This window comes from Paracoccus alcaliphilus, from assembly GCF_028553725.1.
Lineage (GTDB): Bacteria > Pseudomonadota > Alphaproteobacteria > Rhodobacterales > Rhodobacteraceae > Paracoccus > Paracoccus alcaliphilus.
In genome coordinates this window covers 2,695,631-2,709,557 of sequence record NZ_CP067124.1, presented here as the reverse complement: position 1 = coordinate 2,709,557, position 13,927 = coordinate 2,695,631, and the positions used below count along the sequence as shown (strand labels likewise).

Sequence of the window (13,927 nt, the reverse complement as noted above, 5' to 3'; positions counted from 1 at the left end):
CTCGGGGGATTTGTCGTCTTTTTATATATTCGAACAAATATCACGAAACCCTTACCGCTGGCCAGTTTTTCGCGAACTCGGCAACGGTTTCGACATGCGGGGACCAGCGGAACTGATCGACGATGAAAACCCGTGACAAGATATAGCCGCCATCGGCCAAAATCCGCGCATCCCTTGCAAAATTCACCGGATCGCAGGCGACGAAGGCCAGCTTGCGCACGGTCGAACGGGCGATTTCGCGGGCCTGTGCCTCGGCCCCGGCGCGGGGCGGGTCGATCACGATTGCGTCAAAATCCGCCAGCTCATCTGCCAGAAGCGGGCGTCGGGCCAGATCGCGGGTCTGCGTCGCGATTCGGTGCAGTCCCGGTGCGCCGCGCCAGCCCGCATCCAGCGCGGCCAGCGGGGCGGCCAGACCCTCGATGGCCAGCACCTCGGCCCGCTCAGCCAGAGGCAGGGAAAAGGTGCCGCAGCCCGCGAACAGATCGACGATCCGGGTGGCGTCGCGGGTGATGTCGCGCACGGCGGCCAGCAGCGCGGCCTCGCCCTCGGCGGTGGCTTGCAGGAAGGCACCGGGGGGCGGGATCACCCGCGCCCGGCCCATCGGCAGCGTGGGCGGGCGGCGGGTGATGGCCTGACCGTTCCAGTCAAGCCGCGCCAGATCGCCGGTCTCTGCCAGCCGCGCCAGATCCTGAAACAGGGCGGGTTCCAGCGCCTTGCCGCCGCTGATCGCGACATCCAGCCCGGCGGGGCCGCTGATGACGGTGATCGACAGCTCGGCCGAGCGCGAGGCGCCCGTCATCACCATCTGCCGCAGCAAGGGCAGCGCGGCGGTGATCTCGGGGCGCAGGACATGGCATTGCGCCAGATCGGTAATCACATCCGAGGCCCGCGCGTGAAAGCCCAGCAGCGCGCCCTTTTTCGTGCGCCGCCCCGACAGCACCGCCCGCCTGCGCGACAGCGGCGGCGAGACATGGACCCCTTGAACAGGCGCGGCCAGACCCTGCGCGGCCAGCGCGGTCTCGACCACTTGCCGCTTCCATTCGGTCGCGAAACCGTCATCGGCATGCATCAGCGAACAGCCACCGCAAGCGCGGTAATGGGCGCAGATGGGCCGCACGCGCCGGGGCGAGGGGGTCAGGATGCGCGGTGCGGCGATGCGGCCATCCTGTGCCTCGCCCTCGATCTCTTCGCCGGGCAGGGTCAGCGGGGCCAGCGCCCGGCCATCCGCGCCGATGGCAACGCCGTCGCCGCGACGGCCCAGACGCTCGACGCGCCAAAGGCTCATTCGGCGGCCTCTTCGGTGCCCAGAAAGCCGCCCGATTGCCGGGTCCAGTAACGCGAATACAGCCCGCCTTTCGCCAGCAATTCCTCATGCGTGCCCTGTTCGACGATCCGGCCCGCCTGCAACACCACGATGCGGTCAAGCTCGGCGATGGTGGACAGGCGGTGGGCGATGGCCAGCACCGTCTTGCCGTGCATCACCCGGACCAGCGCGTCCTGCACCTGCGCCTCGATCTCGCTGTCCAGCGCGCTGGTGGCCTCGTCCAGCACAAGGATCGGCGCGTCCTTGAGGAAGGCGCGGGCCAGCGCGATCCGCTGGCGCTGTCCGCCTGACAGTTTCACCCCGCGTTCGCCCAGATGCGCGTCATAGCCGGTGCGCCCGGCATGGTCATGCAGCCCAAGGATGAAATCATGTGCCTCGGCGGCGCGTGCGGCGGCGATGATTTCATCCTGCGAGGCGCCGGGGCGGCCATAGAGGATATTGTCGCGGGCCGAGCGGTTGAACATCGCCGTTTCCTGCGTGACCATCGCGATCTGGCGGCGCAGGCTTTCCTGGGTGACGTCGCGCAGGTCCTGACCGTCGATGCGGATCGCGCCCTTTTCCACATCGTAAAGCCGCAGCAACAGCGCGACCAGCGTCGATTTGCCCGCGCCTGATGCGCCGACGATGCCGATCTTCTCGCCCGGCGCGATGGCAAGGTTCAGGCCGTCGATGCCGCCCTCTCCGTGGCCATAGTTGAAGCTGACATCGCGATATTCGATCCGGCCCCGGACATGGTCCAGCTCTAGCGCGCCGGGCACGTCGGTCAGGCTGTGGGGGGGTGACAGGGTGCGCATGCCGTCCTCGACCTCGCCGACGCTGCCCCAGATGCCCATCAGCGACATGCTGACCCAGCCGGTCATCTGCGCCAGCCGCATCGCGATCGCGCCCGAGGCGGCAATGTCGCCCGCCGTCGCCTGCCCCTGACGCCACAGGATGATCGAGCCGCCGACAAGGATCACCGGCAGGATCCCGGCGACGAACATCAGCGACAGGCGGAACCATGTCGAGACAATGCCGAAATCCAGCGCGCGTTCGCGAAAGCCCGCCATGGCGCCAAGGGCGGCGCGATCCTCGTGCCGGGCATGGGCGAACAGCTTGACGGTCTTGATATTGGTGATCGTATCGACGACCTGCCCGGTGATCAGCGCCCGGGCCGAGGCGCGTGCCCCCGATTTTGCCCGGATGCGCGGCAGAAAGAACCGGATCAGTGCCAGATAGGCCGCCAGCCACAGGATCAGCGCGACCGAGCCCCAGCCATCGACCGCGATCAGAAACGCCGCCGAGCCGATGACCGAGGCCAGCGCGAAGGCCACCGTATTGACCATCTCGGAGGCGACATCGGTCACCGCCCGCGCGGTCTGCATCTGTTTCTGCGCCAGCCGCCCGGCGAAATCGTTGTCGAAGAAGCTGACCGAATGGCCCATCGTCCAGCGATGCAGCCGCGACAGCACCAAAGGCAGCACGTTCGGGCCGATGATGACGTTGGAACTGGCGGTGGACAGGCCAAAGACGGCGGGGCGGATCACCAGAAAGAAGGCGACGAAGAACAGGATCAGCAGCCCGTTTTCGGCCCACAGGTTTTCCGGACTGGTGGTGGTGACGGCATCGACGACCAGCCCCAGCAGCATCGCGGCGGCCACATCGACCACGCCGCCAAGCGCCGAGGCAAGCCCGGCCAGCCCCAGCCCCCGCCACGCGCCCGACAGGCACCAGCGAAAGAAGGCCAGCAGCGTATCGGGCGGCGGCCCTTCGGCGGGGCGGAACGCATCGACCATACGGCTGAAACGGGCATGCAGACTCATATGTCCTCCTTGCCGGCGTGCAGCGCCGTGCTGATCAGCGCCGGGGCGACCAGCGTGAAGCCACTGTCTATCCACGCCTGTTCCGCCGCTTTCAACCCCCTGCCCAGATCGGGGCCGCTCAGATCCGGTTGCAGATCGCGGGCCGAAATCGGCAGGCGGGCGTTGCGCGCGGCCTCTCTCGCCTCGGGCCAGCCGTTGCGGGGCCGCGCCTGGCCGGTGTCGCAGGTCTGCACCAGCAGCGCGGCGGATTCGGCCTGCGTGCCGTCCAGATGATAGGCGATCCGGTTGAAGGACCAGTTTCCGGCCATTGCCGTCACCAGCGCCTTGTGACCCTGCGCCTCGTGGCGCGACAGGCGCAGGGCGTCGGTCAGATCGCCCTGCGACAGCGCCGCCAGACGGCCCAGCCACAGCCCGCCATTGCCGCCAAGCGCCTCGAACCCGAAAAAGCGCAGGGGCGTGGCACCGGGCAGCACCTTGTCCAGAACGCCGGTGTCGATCATCAGCCGGATGCTTGCGCAGGGATCGGGCGCGCGCAGCAGCTTGCGCATCTCCTGACCAACCCTTTCGCGAGAGATGCCGTCTAGTCCGTCACGCAGTGCGCGGCAGGCCGCCACCGCCGAAGGCTCGGCTTCGCGGCCATACCAGGCGAGGAAGCGGAAAAACCGCAGGATGCGCAGATAATCCTCGCGGATGCGTTGCTCGGGCTGGCCAACAAATCGCAGCCGCCGCGCATGCAGATCGGGCAGGCCGCCAACCGGATCGATGACCTGACCAGAGGCATCGGCGTAAAGCGCGTTCATGGTGAAATCGCGCCGCGCGGCATCCTCGGCCAGATCACCGGAAAAGGCGACGGTGGCGCGGCGGCCATCGGTTTCGACGTCGCGGCGAAAGGTGGTGACCTCGAACCCGCTGCCCTTCGCGACCACGGTCACGGTGCCATGATCAAGCCCGGTGGGCACGGATTTCAGCCCGGCCCGCGCGGCAAGTTCAATGACCTGGTCGGGCCGGGCATCGGTGGCGATGTCGATATCCTGGACCGGCTGATCCAGCAGCGCATTGCGCACCGCGCCGCCGACCAGAAAGGCGCGATGCCCGTCCGCGCCGATCGCCTGCAGCACCGCCTGCAACGCCGGATCGTCAAGGATATGCGTGGGCAGGACGGTCATGCGGGCAACCTTCGCGCCAGCTCCAGCAGGATCCGCGCGGTCGCCCCCCACAGGTAATAGGGGCCACAGGGCGCGACATAGTAATGCCGCCAGTCGCCCAGCCAGCGCCGCTTTTCGATGCGATAGCTGGCGGGATCGGCGATATGGCCAAAGGGCAGGGTGAACGCCTCTTCGACCTCGCCGGGTTCGGGGACGGGGGCGAAGGGGCCGCGGACGATGCCGATGATGGGGGTTACGACAAAGCCGGTCACGGTCCGGTGCGGGGCAAGCGCGCCGATCACCTGAACCTGAGCGGGGTCCAGCCCGATTTCCTCCTGCGCCTCGCGCAGGGCAGCGGCCTGTTCGTCGGCGTCGAGAGGATCGACCTTGCCGCCCGGCAACGCGATCTGGCCGGGATGATGGCGCAGGCCGGATGCGCGTTTGGTCAGGATCAGCCGCCCGTCGCTTTCGTGAAAGGCGGCCAGCACACCCGCCCGGCGCAAGCTGGTGGAAGGGGGCGGGTTGTCGGTGTTGAGGTCGAAATCCGAACTTGGCCCCGCCGGAACCGACAGGGCCGCGCGTAATCTGTCCTCGGACCAGCGCCCGCTCACTCTGCGGCCTTGTCCGGGCTGCCCGCATCCGACAGCGGCTGGCCATCGGCATCGACCGTGGCCTCGAAGCCCAGACTCTGCGGATCGAATTCGTAATGCGCGCCGCAGAACTGGCAATCGGCGGTGACGATCCCCGCATCGGTGGTCATATGGGCGATGTCCTTGGCCGAATAGATCGACAGCGTCCCGCGCACCCGGTCGGCGGTGCAGGAACAGCCGAACTCGACCCGCTGCGCATCGAAAACACGCGGCGTTTCCTCGTGGAACAGGCGCAGCAGCAGATCGGTCGGGCCGACGGTGGGGCCGATCAGCTCCAGCGTCTCGACCGTGTCCAGCAGCAGGTTGGCGCGGTTCCAGTCCTCGGATTCGGCGCCTTGCAGGATATCGGCGGCCTCGATCAGCCCCTCTTCGCCGCTGCCGCCCTCGGCCGGAGACATGGGCTTGGCGGGCAGCGTTTGCAGCATGATGCCGCCTGCGCGCCAATGCTCGGCCTCGCCCGACAGCTGGGACCGGCCAGAGGCGACCTGAAACCGCGTCGGCAACTGTTCGGATTGCGCGAAATAGGTCTGCGCACAGGCCGCAAGCGATCCGCCCGCCAGCGGCGTGATGCCCTGATATGGCGTGGAGCCGCTGCCCTGATCGATCAGGATCGCGAAATAGCCCTCGCCGATCTGTTCGAAAGCCGGGCGGTCGTCCAGCCGGTCGGCGTCGAAACTGGCCCAGGCCCGCATCCGCGCGGGCGCGCCGTCGGATTCGGGCGCATAGTAATCGGTGGCGATGGTGCGCACGGCACCGTTGCCGCGAACCTGAAGGCTCAGCTTCCAGCGCAGCTTGATCGTCGGACCGATCAGCGCGGTCAGCAGGGCCAGTTCGGCCACAAGCGCGCTGACGCTGGCCGGGTAATCGTGCCGCGACAGGATATTGTCCAGCACGCCGTCCAGCCGGGCGACGCGGCCCCGGATCGAGGAACGGTCCAGCTGGAACGGCAGAACCGTATCGTCCCAGGCGATCTGGTTGATCTTGCTCATGGTCTTCCCTGAATTGCCTCTGGCCGCGCCGCAGCGCCAGCCCGTTTGCGCCCAATATAGTCTTTTCGCGGCTGATCCCAAGGGGGCCGGATGCGCGGGTCTTTCCCTGCCGTCGCCGCTGGTCTAGCACTGTGCCGCCCGGATCACCCTTGCAGGAGACGCCCGTGATACCCCGTTTCGGACAGCCCGCCCGCCCCGGTCTGCATTATCGCCGGCGGCCCGGTGCCTATGCGGTCCTGCTGCGCGAGGGAAGGGTGCTGCTGACCTTCCAGCAATCGCCCCAGCCCGAATTCCAGTTGCCCGGCGGCGGAATCGACCCGGGCGAATCGCCCTTGCAGGCGCTGCATCGTGAAGTGGCCGAGGAAACTGGTTGGTCGATTGCCACGCCGCGGATGCTGGGATGTTATCGGCGCTTCTGCTTCATGCCGGATTACGGGTTCTTTGCCGAAAAGATCTGCTCGATCTGGCTGGCGCGTCCGGTCCGCAGGCTGGGTGCGCCCTCCGAACCCGGCCACAGCGCCCATTTCGTCGATCTGCGACATGCGTCGGGGCTGTTGCCCGACCCGGGTTCGAGGGCGTTCCTGCGACGGGTGGTGGACGGGCTGTGAAGGGCGGGGATGCCGGCATCAGCGGCGTTTCAGCGACAGGGTTTCAGCCGGGGCGCGATGTTCGATCAGCACGGCCGAGATATCGTCATTGCGTTGCCCGCGCGAATGTTCGGAGACCGACCAGGCCATGGATTCCAGAAAGGCATGGCCCGACAGGAACGCATTGGTGCGCATGATGGCATCCAGCCCCTCTTCCCCCAATATTCTGTCATTGGGTCCCACCGCCTCGATCAGCCCGTCCGAAGTCAGCAGCAGCCGGTCGCCGGGTTCCAGCCTGACCGAGATCTCGTCAAAGACAGGCCGCTCGAACAGACCGATCGGCATGCCGCCATTGCCAAGCCGTTCGATCCGTCCATCCGCGCGCTGCACCACCGGATGCGGATGCCCGGCCTGCACCATGCTGATCCGGCCGGTCACATGGTTCAGCTCGGCATAGATCATGGTGAAATAGGTGTCGGTGGACATCTCCTCCAGCATCATGTTGTTGAAGAAATGCGCCAATGTGGCGGGATCGACCGCCTCTTGCCCCGATTGCGCCGCCCTCAGCGCGACGTTTTGATCGGCCGAGCCCGACAGGTGCACCGACAACTGCGCGGCCAGCAGGGCGGCAGTCACGCCATGTCCCGACACGTCCAGCGCATAGATTCCCACCTTTTCCGCCCCGATCGGAAAGAAGCCGACCAGATCGCCGCCGATATGACCGGCGGAGCGCAGCAGCAGCGACAATTCGTGATTGCCGAACCGCCCGCTGCGTTCGCGCACCAGCCCCTGTTGCAGCTTGCGCGCCTCGCGCAGGTCCCGCTCCATCGCGTCCTGCGTCTCATGCAGCTCCTCCAGCGCCGCGCGCAGCTTGTCATTGCTGTGGCGCAACTCCTCTTCGACCCGCAAAAGCCGCTCGCCCGCATTCAGCCGCGCCAGCAATTCCGCGCCCGAGACCGGCTTGGTCAGGAAATCATCCGCCCCCGCATCCAGCCCGACCGCGATATCCGCACTGTCGGAATTCGAGGTCAGAAGGATGAAGAAACCGTAACGGTCACGCTTCAGGTTGCGGAAATTCCGGCACAGTTCGGTTCCCGTCATTTCCGGCATGCGCCAGTCCGAGATGATGAAATCCGGGGTCGGAGCCTCGCACGCCCTGAGCGCCTCGGCCCCTGATGCGGCCTCGGTCACGACATAGCCCGCCCGGCGCAGCTGGATGGACAGCACCTTGCGTTGCGCGCGGCTGTCATCGACCAGCAGAATCCGCCTGGCCTTTTGGCGGGCAGGGCGCGGGGTGGGATGGACAGGGCGATTCGAGGCTTTCATTCCCGCTTGATAGGGGCCGGGCGGTAAAGAAGCGGTAAAGCGCGGCAGATTTTTTGCGGATTAACCTGTCGGTAACCGCCCGGTGCTAGATCGGATCCAAAGGGCGATTCGAAAGGTTGAGGACAGGATGATCGATTGGGGAAGGGTGGTGCAACTGCGCGATGACGTGGGCGCGACCGAATTCGGTCCCTTGCTGGAGTTGTTCATTGACGAGATCGAAACGGTTCTGGCTCAGTTGCAGGCCGAGGATCCGGTCAGGCTGACCGATGATCTGCATTTCATCCGCGGCAGCGCGGTCAATCTGGGCTTCAGCGAGCTGGTGTCGTTGTGCCGTCAGATCGAAACCGGGCCGGGGCAGGCGCCACAGGCGCTGCTTGACCGGCTGCGTGGCTGCTATGCCAGTTCCAAAAAGGAGTTCATGCGCGATCTCTACGCGGTTCTGGGCGACGACTTGTCCCGCAGCAGCGGCGTGGCCTGATATCAGACCAGCAATTCGGACAGCAGATTGTCAGACGTGATGTCGCGGAAGGCGAAACCGGCATGATCCAGACGTTGTTTCAGCGTGGTCAGGTTCTCGGGATCGTCGGTTTCGATGCCGATCAGGACCGAGCCGAAGTTCCGCGCCGATTTCTTCAGATATTCGAAACGCGAGATATCGTCATTCGGTCCCAGCAACTCAAGAAAATCACGCAGCGCGCCGGGACGCTGGGGCAGGCGCAGCACGAAGTATTTCTTGACGCCGGAAAAACGCTGTGCGCGTTCCTTGACCTCGGGCAGCCGCTCGAAATCGAAATTCCCGCCGGAACAGACGCAGACGACGGTCTTGCCCCTGATGTCGTCCAGATCCCGCAGGATATCGACGGCCAGCGCCCCGGCAGGCTCCAGCACGACGCCCTCGGTGTTCAGCATTTCCAGCATGGTGATGCAGATGCGGTCTTCGGGGGCCAGATGCACATCAGCGGGGCGGAAATGCCGCAGCGCCTCGAAGGGCAGGGCGCCGATCCGGGCGACGGCGGCACCATCGACGAAACTGTCCACGGCGGGCAGCGCGACCGGCGCACCTTGTTGCAACGCCGCTTGCAGACTGGCGCCGCCCAATGGTTCGGCAAAGGTAAAGCGGGTGTCGGGCGCCTGCTCATGCAGATAGCGGGTTACCCCTGCAGCCAGCCCGCCACCACCCACCGGCAGCACCACCAGATCGGGGGCGCGGCCCAGCTGGTCCAGCAGCTCCAGCCCGACGGTCGCCTGACCCTCGATTACGTCCGGCGCGTCGAATGGTGCCAGAAACTCTGCGCCATGTTCACGGGCAAAGGCTTGCGATGCCGCCAGCGTCTGGTCGAAATAGTCGCCGGTCAGCACGATCTCGATCGCGTCGCCACCGAAGGTCCGGGTCTTGTCGATCTTCTGCTGCGGCGTGGTGATCGGCATGAAGATGGTGCCGCGCGCGCCGAAATGGCGGCAGGCAAAGGCCACGCCCTGCGCATGGTTTCCGGCGCTGGCGCAGACGAAATGCGCGTTCGAGCCGGGCTTGTCGCCCACCAGCTTGCGCATGGCATTGAAGGCGCCGCGCAGCTTGTAGCTGCGCACCGGGGTCAGATCCTCGCGCTTGAGCCAGATGTCGGCGCCATATTTGGCCGACAGATGGTCGTTGCGCTGCAACGGGGTAGGCTCGAACAGGTCGCGCAGAGCGGCCTCGGCCTGACGGACGGAGGCGACAAAATTTTCCATGCCCCGCCCATGCCGCGAATGTGCGTGATTGGCAAGGGGGTTGCCCGCGGATCGGGCGCGGTATAGCCCCATGGCATCGTTGACGGAGTGGGGCAAATGTCCGCCAGACAAGTCATCTTTCATATCGGTTTTCCAAAATGCGCCTCGTCCAGTATCCAGGCATTCTTCGCGGCTAATGCCCGCCGAAATCGCGGGCAGGGATTGTACTATCCGTCCTCGGGTCGATCGCGCGGGGGTTATCGCAGCCACGCGCCGCTTTTTCGCGCTGCGCGGGATGGCGCGGAACTGCGTGGAATCATGGATGATATTCAGAGCGAGACTGGGCAGGCCCGGACCATCTTCCTGTCTTCGGAAGCCGGGGTAGGACGGCTGAACGAGGACGGGATGCTACGGCGCTGCACGGACGAGCTTTCGCGCCGTTTCGGCGCCGAAAATATCACCGTTCTGGTCGTCATCAGGAAGCATTTTGAATTTGCCCATTCCGTCTACGCGCAATTCATCCGCGCCGGGCTTTACGATGCCGACAGAAGGCGTTTCTTTCGGCGGCAGGGTGGCACGATTGCGCGATATTTCCGGCTGCTTCATGCCCGGGACGGCACCTATTCCTTCAGCTATCGCGACACGCTGGCGGCGGTTGGGGATCAGATTGGTGAATGCAGGCTGAAGATCGTTTCCATGCACCGCTCTGATCTGGGTGACGATGTGGTCGTCCATCTTGCGGCTGAGGCAGGCTGTCTGGATGCACAGGATTACCTGGTCAGGCCACGCAACGCTCGTTTTTCGGCGCGCGCGCTTCTGGCAATGTCCGATGCTTACAAGCGGCATCCGGTCGGCCTGGTCGAGGAGCGCGGCGAACGGATCGCGCGGTATTTCGACCGACCCGAAGATCATGGCCGCAGTTTCGATCTTCATGGCGGGCGGAATTTCCACGATATCATCCGACGCTGCCAGCAGCGAGACAGCGATTTTCTCGCTGCGCAACCGGGATGTTTCGATGCGGTGCTGGCGGCGCCAGAATACCGCCCGCCCGAAACGCAGATCACCCTTTCGACCGAGGACCGGCATATCGTTGATCTGTTGCCGAAGAAATCGCCCGTGCAGCGCCTTGTGCCATCGGTGCTGCGGAATGCTGCCCGGGAAATCCGGACGCGCTGGACCGGCGGCTGATACATGCCGGACACCGCTGACGAAGGAAAGCCGGCCGCCTCTTGTGACGCTGCGCGAATGGGCCTATTCCCTGCAAAACTTCGATGAAGGGTCATTTGCATGTCCGACGCGGCGAAAAAAGTCGTCCTTGCCTATTCCGGGGGCCTGGACACCTCGATCATCCTGAAATGGCTTCAGACCGAATATGGCTGCGAAGTCATCACCTTTACCGCCGATCTGGGGCAGGGTGAGGAACTGGAACCCGCCCGCGCCAAGGCCGAGATGCTGGGAATCGCGTCCGGCAACATCCATATCGAGGATCTGCGCGAGGAATTCGTGCGCGATTTCGTCTTTCCGATGTTCCGCGCCAATGCGGTCTATGAAGGGCTGTATCTGCTGGGCACCTCGATCGCGCGCCCGCTGATCTCGAAGCGTCTGGTGGAGCTGGCCCATCAGCACGGTGCCGATGCGGTGGCCCATGGCGCGACCGGCAAGGGCAACGATCAGGTCCGGTTCGAACTGTCGGCCTATGCGCTGGATCCCTCGATCAAGGTGATCGCGCCCTGGCGGGAATGGGATCTGACCTCGCGCACGAAACTGATCGAATTCGCCGAGCAGAACCAGATTCCCATCGCCAAGGACAAGCGCGGCGAGGCCCCGTTCAGCGTCGATGCGAACCTGCTGCACACCTCCAGCGAGGGCAAGGCGCTGGAAGATCCGGCGGTCGAAGCGCCCGAATATGTCTATCAGCGCACGGTCAGCCCCGAGGACGCGCCCGACCAGCCCGAATATATCGAAGTGACCTTCGAGAAGGGCGATGCGGTGGCGATCAATGGCCAGGCGCTGTCGCCCGCCACGATCCTGACCGATCTGAACGAATATGGCCGCAAGCACGGCATCGGGCGGCTGGATTTCGTCGAAAACCGCTTCGTCGGCATGAAGTCGCGTGGCATCTACGAAACGCCGGGCGGCACCATCCTGCTGGAGGCGCATCGCGGCATCGAACAGATCACCCTGGACAGCGGCGCGGGGCACCTCAAGGACAGCCTGATGCCGCGCTATGCCGAACTGATCTATAACGGGTTCTGGTTCAGCCCCGAGCGCGAGATGTTGCAGGCCCTGATCGACAAATCGCAGGAACATGTCACCGGCACCGTGCGGCTGAAACTTTACAAGGGCAGCGTCAACACGGTCGGGCGCTGGTCTGACCATTCGCTCTACAGCGAAAAGCACGTCACCTTCGAAGATGACGCGGGCGCCTATGACCAGAAGGACGCGGCGGGCTTCATCAAGCTGAACGCGCTGCGCCTGAAGCTGATCGGCAACCGCAACGCGCGCGTCAAATGACCACGCAGCGCCAGACCGCCCGGATCGCCATCGTCACGGTCAGCGACCGCGCCTCTCGTGGTGAATACGAGGACAAGGGCGGTCCCGGCGCGGAAAGCTGGCTGCGCGATGTGGTCACCTCGCCGATGCAGATCGTGCGCCATATCGTCCCCGACGGGCGCGAGGCCGTTGCCGCCCGGCTGCGCGAACTGGTCGAGGGCGGCGCCGATCTGATCCTCGTCACCGGCGGCACCGGCCCCGCCCCGCGCGATCAGACGCCCGAGGCCGTGGCCGATGTTGCCGAAAAGGAACTGCCCGGCTTTGGCGAGGAAATGCGCCGCGCTTCGCTGGCCGAGGTTCCGACCGCGATCCTGTCGCGCCAGACCGCCGTCATCCGCGATGCCACGCTGATCATCACCCTGCCGGGCAAGCCCGCAGCCATCGCCACCTGCCTGAATGCGGTCTTTGCGGCAGTGCCCTATTGCCTCGATCTGATCGGTGCCGCGCGGATCGAAACCGACCCGGCCAGGATCAAGGCTTTTCGCCCCAAATCGGCCTGACCTGGTTGTCATCCGGAATGGCGGCGGTCGATGAAAAACAGCATCTGCGGCATTGTGCCTTCCGCGTCGAGGCAGATATGATCCGGCTGGCGGCGAACCCGTGAAACGGTCCGGTGACGCGCTCTGATGATTTTGCTGAGAGTTGGATGTTTGACATGCCAAGACTGTTGATCGTGATGAGCGCGCCTGCCCAGAAACTGCCGGATGGCCGGTTGCGTCTGGATGTCAAGTTTCTGGAAGGATTGCCGCAACACGCGGATTCGTGGGATGGGCCCGTCGAATGTCTGCTGTGGGAGGGTGCAACCGCGATCCCCTTCGGGCGGGATTGTGATCCGGCGCAATTGACCGTGCCTATAACGGTTCTGCCTGCCGGTATGCGTCTGCAATCCGCGCATCTGTCCGGGGCGGATGCGATACTTGCATCTGCGGATTTGTTCCTGACCCATGATCTGCCCGCCATTGTCGACGCGCGGATCCCCATCGTCTATACCATCGAATATACTCTGAAGACGCGGCTGGACATCCTTCGGTTGGGCAAGGCCTCGCCGGTTCGCAAGTTGCGTTCGGCATTGTGGCTGCTCAATACCGAGCGGCGGATGCGCCGCGCCTTCCGCGCCGCGGCTGCCATTCAATGCAATGGCTTTCCCGCCCATGATGCCTATCGGGGGATGACGCGTGATGCGATGCTGTTTCTGGATGGCCGCATGACGGACAGGATGTTCGCCACAGCTGCCGATCAGGCAACGCGCAAGACCCGGTTGCAGGACGGGCACCCGCTGCGGCTGGTCAATTTCGGCAGGCTGGAGCGTATGAAGGGCGCGCAGGATCTGCTGCCTTTCGCGCGAAAACTGAAGGAACTGAATTTCCCCTTCAGGCTGGATATCTTCGGCACCGGCGAATTGGAGGCGGAGATCCGCGACAGCATTACCCGCAACAGCCTTGCCGATTGCGTGACGCTGCACCCACCGGCAGAGTTTGCAACCGAACTGGTGCCGTGGCTGCGCGAAAATGCGGATATCTTTTTAAGCTGTCATCGCCAAGATGATCCGTCCTGCGCCTATATAGAGGCGATGGGCTGTGGCCTGCCGGTTCTTGGTTACGACAATGCGATGTGGTCGGGGCTGCTGTTGGCATCGCGGGCGGGCTGGTCGGTGCCTCTGGGGGATGTCGGGCGGCTTGCGGGCAGGCTGACGGAACTGGGTCGCGATGACATCGCCATGGCATCAGATGCGGCGCTCGACTATGCCAAGGCGCATGATTTCGAGACCGAATTTGCGGCCCGGATGACCCATCTGCGCGAGGTCGTTGCAAGGCGATAGGCGTGGTCCGCATCTAGTGTTTACC

Annotated in this window: 13 protein-coding genes; 6 read left to right on the top strand and 7 right to left on the bottom strand. The window is 64.9% G+C overall.

What is annotated here, in order from left to right; genetic code table 11:
• Window positions 1–40: 40 nt before the first annotated feature.
• From JHW40_RS14080 to hslO, 5 genes are read right to left on the bottom strand one after another with little or no spacing between them, the layout of a single operon-like run.
• Window positions 41–1,285, bottom strand: coding sequence for a class I SAM-dependent RNA methyltransferase (locus JHW40_RS14080; protein ID WP_090611246.1), 1,245 nt, complete (start codon window positions 1,283–1,285; stop codon window positions 41–43).
• Complete coding sequence (locus JHW40_RS14075) at window positions 1,282–3,126, bottom strand: ABC transporter ATP-binding protein (protein WP_090611247.1); 1,845 nt, start codon at window positions 3,124–3,126, stop codon at window positions 1,282–1,284. The genes JHW40_RS14080 and JHW40_RS14075 overlap by 4 nt, the downstream gene beginning before the upstream one ends.
• Entirely contained in the window at window positions 3,123–4,292 is a 1,170-nt protein-coding gene (locus tag JHW40_RS14070) for a CCA tRNA nucleotidyltransferase (protein ID WP_090611248.1), read from the bottom strand. Before JHW40_RS14070 ends, JHW40_RS14075 begins: the two co-directional genes overlap by 4 nt.
• Window positions 4,289–4,882: an NUDIX hydrolase gene (locus tag JHW40_RS14065; RefSeq protein ID WP_090611249.1), complete on the bottom strand. Its 594-nt coding sequence runs from the start codon at window positions 4,880–4,882 to the stop codon at window positions 4,289–4,291. The genes JHW40_RS14070 and JHW40_RS14065 overlap by 4 nt, the downstream gene beginning before the upstream one ends.
• Window positions 4,879–5,910: an Hsp33 family molecular chaperone HslO gene (gene hslO, locus JHW40_RS14060; protein WP_090611250.1), complete on the bottom strand. Its 1,032-nt coding sequence runs from the start codon at window positions 5,908–5,910 to the stop codon at window positions 4,879–4,881. The genes JHW40_RS14065 and hslO overlap by 4 nt, the downstream gene beginning before the upstream one ends.
• A 164-nt stretch (window positions 5,911–6,074) precedes the next feature.
• Here hslO and JHW40_RS14055 point away from each other — a divergent pair, with 164 nt between their 5' ends.
• Entirely contained in the window at window positions 6,075–6,518 is a 444-nt protein-coding gene (locus JHW40_RS14055) for an NUDIX domain-containing protein (RefSeq protein ID WP_090611251.1), read from the top strand.
• Between the two features lie 18 nt (window positions 6,519–6,536).
• Here the strand turns inward: JHW40_RS14055 and JHW40_RS14050 are convergent, their stop codons facing one another.
• On the bottom strand, window positions 6,537–7,823 hold the full coding sequence (locus JHW40_RS14050; RefSeq protein WP_090611252.1) for a PP2C family protein-serine/threonine phosphatase: 1,287 nt from the start codon (window positions 7,821–7,823) through the stop codon (window positions 6,537–6,539).
• A 127-nt stretch (window positions 7,824–7,950) separates the two neighbouring features.
• Between JHW40_RS14050 and JHW40_RS14045 the strand changes: the two genes are divergently transcribed.
• Window positions 7,951–8,301: an Hpt domain-containing protein gene (locus JHW40_RS14045; RefSeq protein ID WP_090611253.1), complete on the top strand. Its 351-nt coding sequence runs from the start codon at window positions 7,951–7,953 to the stop codon at window positions 8,299–8,301.
• A gap of 2 nt (window positions 8,302–8,303) precedes the next feature.
• Here the strand turns inward: JHW40_RS14045 and ilvA are convergent, their stop codons facing one another.
• A complete protein-coding gene (gene ilvA, locus JHW40_RS14040) occupies window positions 8,304–9,551 on the bottom strand; it encodes a threonine ammonia-lyase IlvA (protein ID WP_090611254.1) in 1,248 nt (415 codons plus the stop codon).
• Between the two features lie 297 nt (window positions 9,552–9,848).
• On the opposite strand from ilvA, the gene JHW40_RS14035 reads away from it, so the two are divergent.
• From JHW40_RS14035 to JHW40_RS14020, 4 genes are all read left to right on the top strand, one after another.
• Window positions 9,849–10,718 (top strand): hypothetical protein, encoded by an 870-nt coding sequence (locus JHW40_RS14035; RefSeq protein WP_090611255.1) that lies wholly within the window; start codon window positions 9,849–9,851, stop codon window positions 10,716–10,718.
• A 99-nt stretch (window positions 10,719–10,817) separates the two neighbouring features.
• Window positions 10,818–12,044 carry an argininosuccinate synthase gene (locus JHW40_RS14030; protein WP_090611256.1) on the top strand — a complete coding sequence of 409 codons (1,227 nt, stop codon included), beginning with the start codon at window positions 10,818–10,820 and terminating at the stop codon, window positions 12,042–12,044.
• Window positions 12,041–12,583, top strand: a complete 543-nt coding sequence (gene mog / locus JHW40_RS14025; protein ID WP_090611257.1) for a molybdopterin adenylyltransferase — start codon at window positions 12,041–12,043, stop codon at window positions 12,581–12,583. The genes JHW40_RS14030 and mog overlap by 4 nt, the downstream gene beginning before the upstream one ends.
• A 155-nt stretch (window positions 12,584–12,738) precedes the next feature.
• The gene (locus JHW40_RS14020) at window positions 12,739–13,902 is read left to right on the top strand and encodes a glycosyltransferase (RefSeq protein ID WP_170851773.1); all 1,164 of its coding nucleotides are present in this window, start codon (window positions 12,739–12,741) and stop codon (window positions 13,900–13,902) included.
• The last annotated feature ends 25 nt before the right edge of the window (window positions 13,903–13,927 follow it).

Coding starts and splice junctions, on each gene's coding strand:
- JHW40_RS14075 (WP_090611247.1), bottom strand. CDS start 3,126: ATGAGTCTGCATGCCCGTTTCAGCCGTATGGTCGATGCGTTCCGCCCC.
- JHW40_RS14080 (WP_090611246.1), bottom strand. CDS start 1,285: ATGAGCCTTTGGCGCGTCGAGCGTCTGGGCCGTCGCGGCGACGGCGTT.
- ilvA (WP_090611254.1), bottom strand. CDS start 9,551: ATGGAAAATTTTGTCGCCTCCGTCCGTCAGGCCGAGGCCGCTCTGCGC.
- JHW40_RS14030 (WP_090611256.1), top strand. CDS start 10,818: ATGTCCGACGCGGCGAAAAAAGTCGTCCTTGCCTATTCCGGGGGCCTG.
- mog (WP_090611257.1), top strand. CDS start 12,041: ATGACCACGCAGCGCCAGACCGCCCGGATCGCCATCGTCACGGTCAGC.
- hslO (WP_090611250.1), bottom strand. CDS start 5,910: ATGAGCAAGATCAACCAGATCGCCTGGGACGATACGGTTCTGCCGTTC.
- JHW40_RS14050 (WP_090611252.1), bottom strand. CDS start 7,823: ATGAAAGCCTCGAATCGCCCTGTCCATCCCACCCCGCGCCCTGCCCGC.
- JHW40_RS14020 (WP_170851773.1), top strand. CDS start 12,739: ATGCCAAGACTGTTGATCGTGATGAGCGCGCCTGCCCAGAAACTGCCG.
- JHW40_RS14045 (WP_090611253.1), top strand. CDS start 7,951: ATGATCGATTGGGGAAGGGTGGTGCAACTGCGCGATGACGTGGGCGCG.
- JHW40_RS14070 (WP_090611248.1), bottom strand. CDS start 4,292: ATGACCGTCCTGCCCACGCATATCCTTGACGATCCGGCGTTGCAGGCG.
- JHW40_RS14035 (WP_090611255.1), top strand. CDS start 9,849: ATGGATGATATTCAGAGCGAGACTGGGCAGGCCCGGACCATCTTCCTG.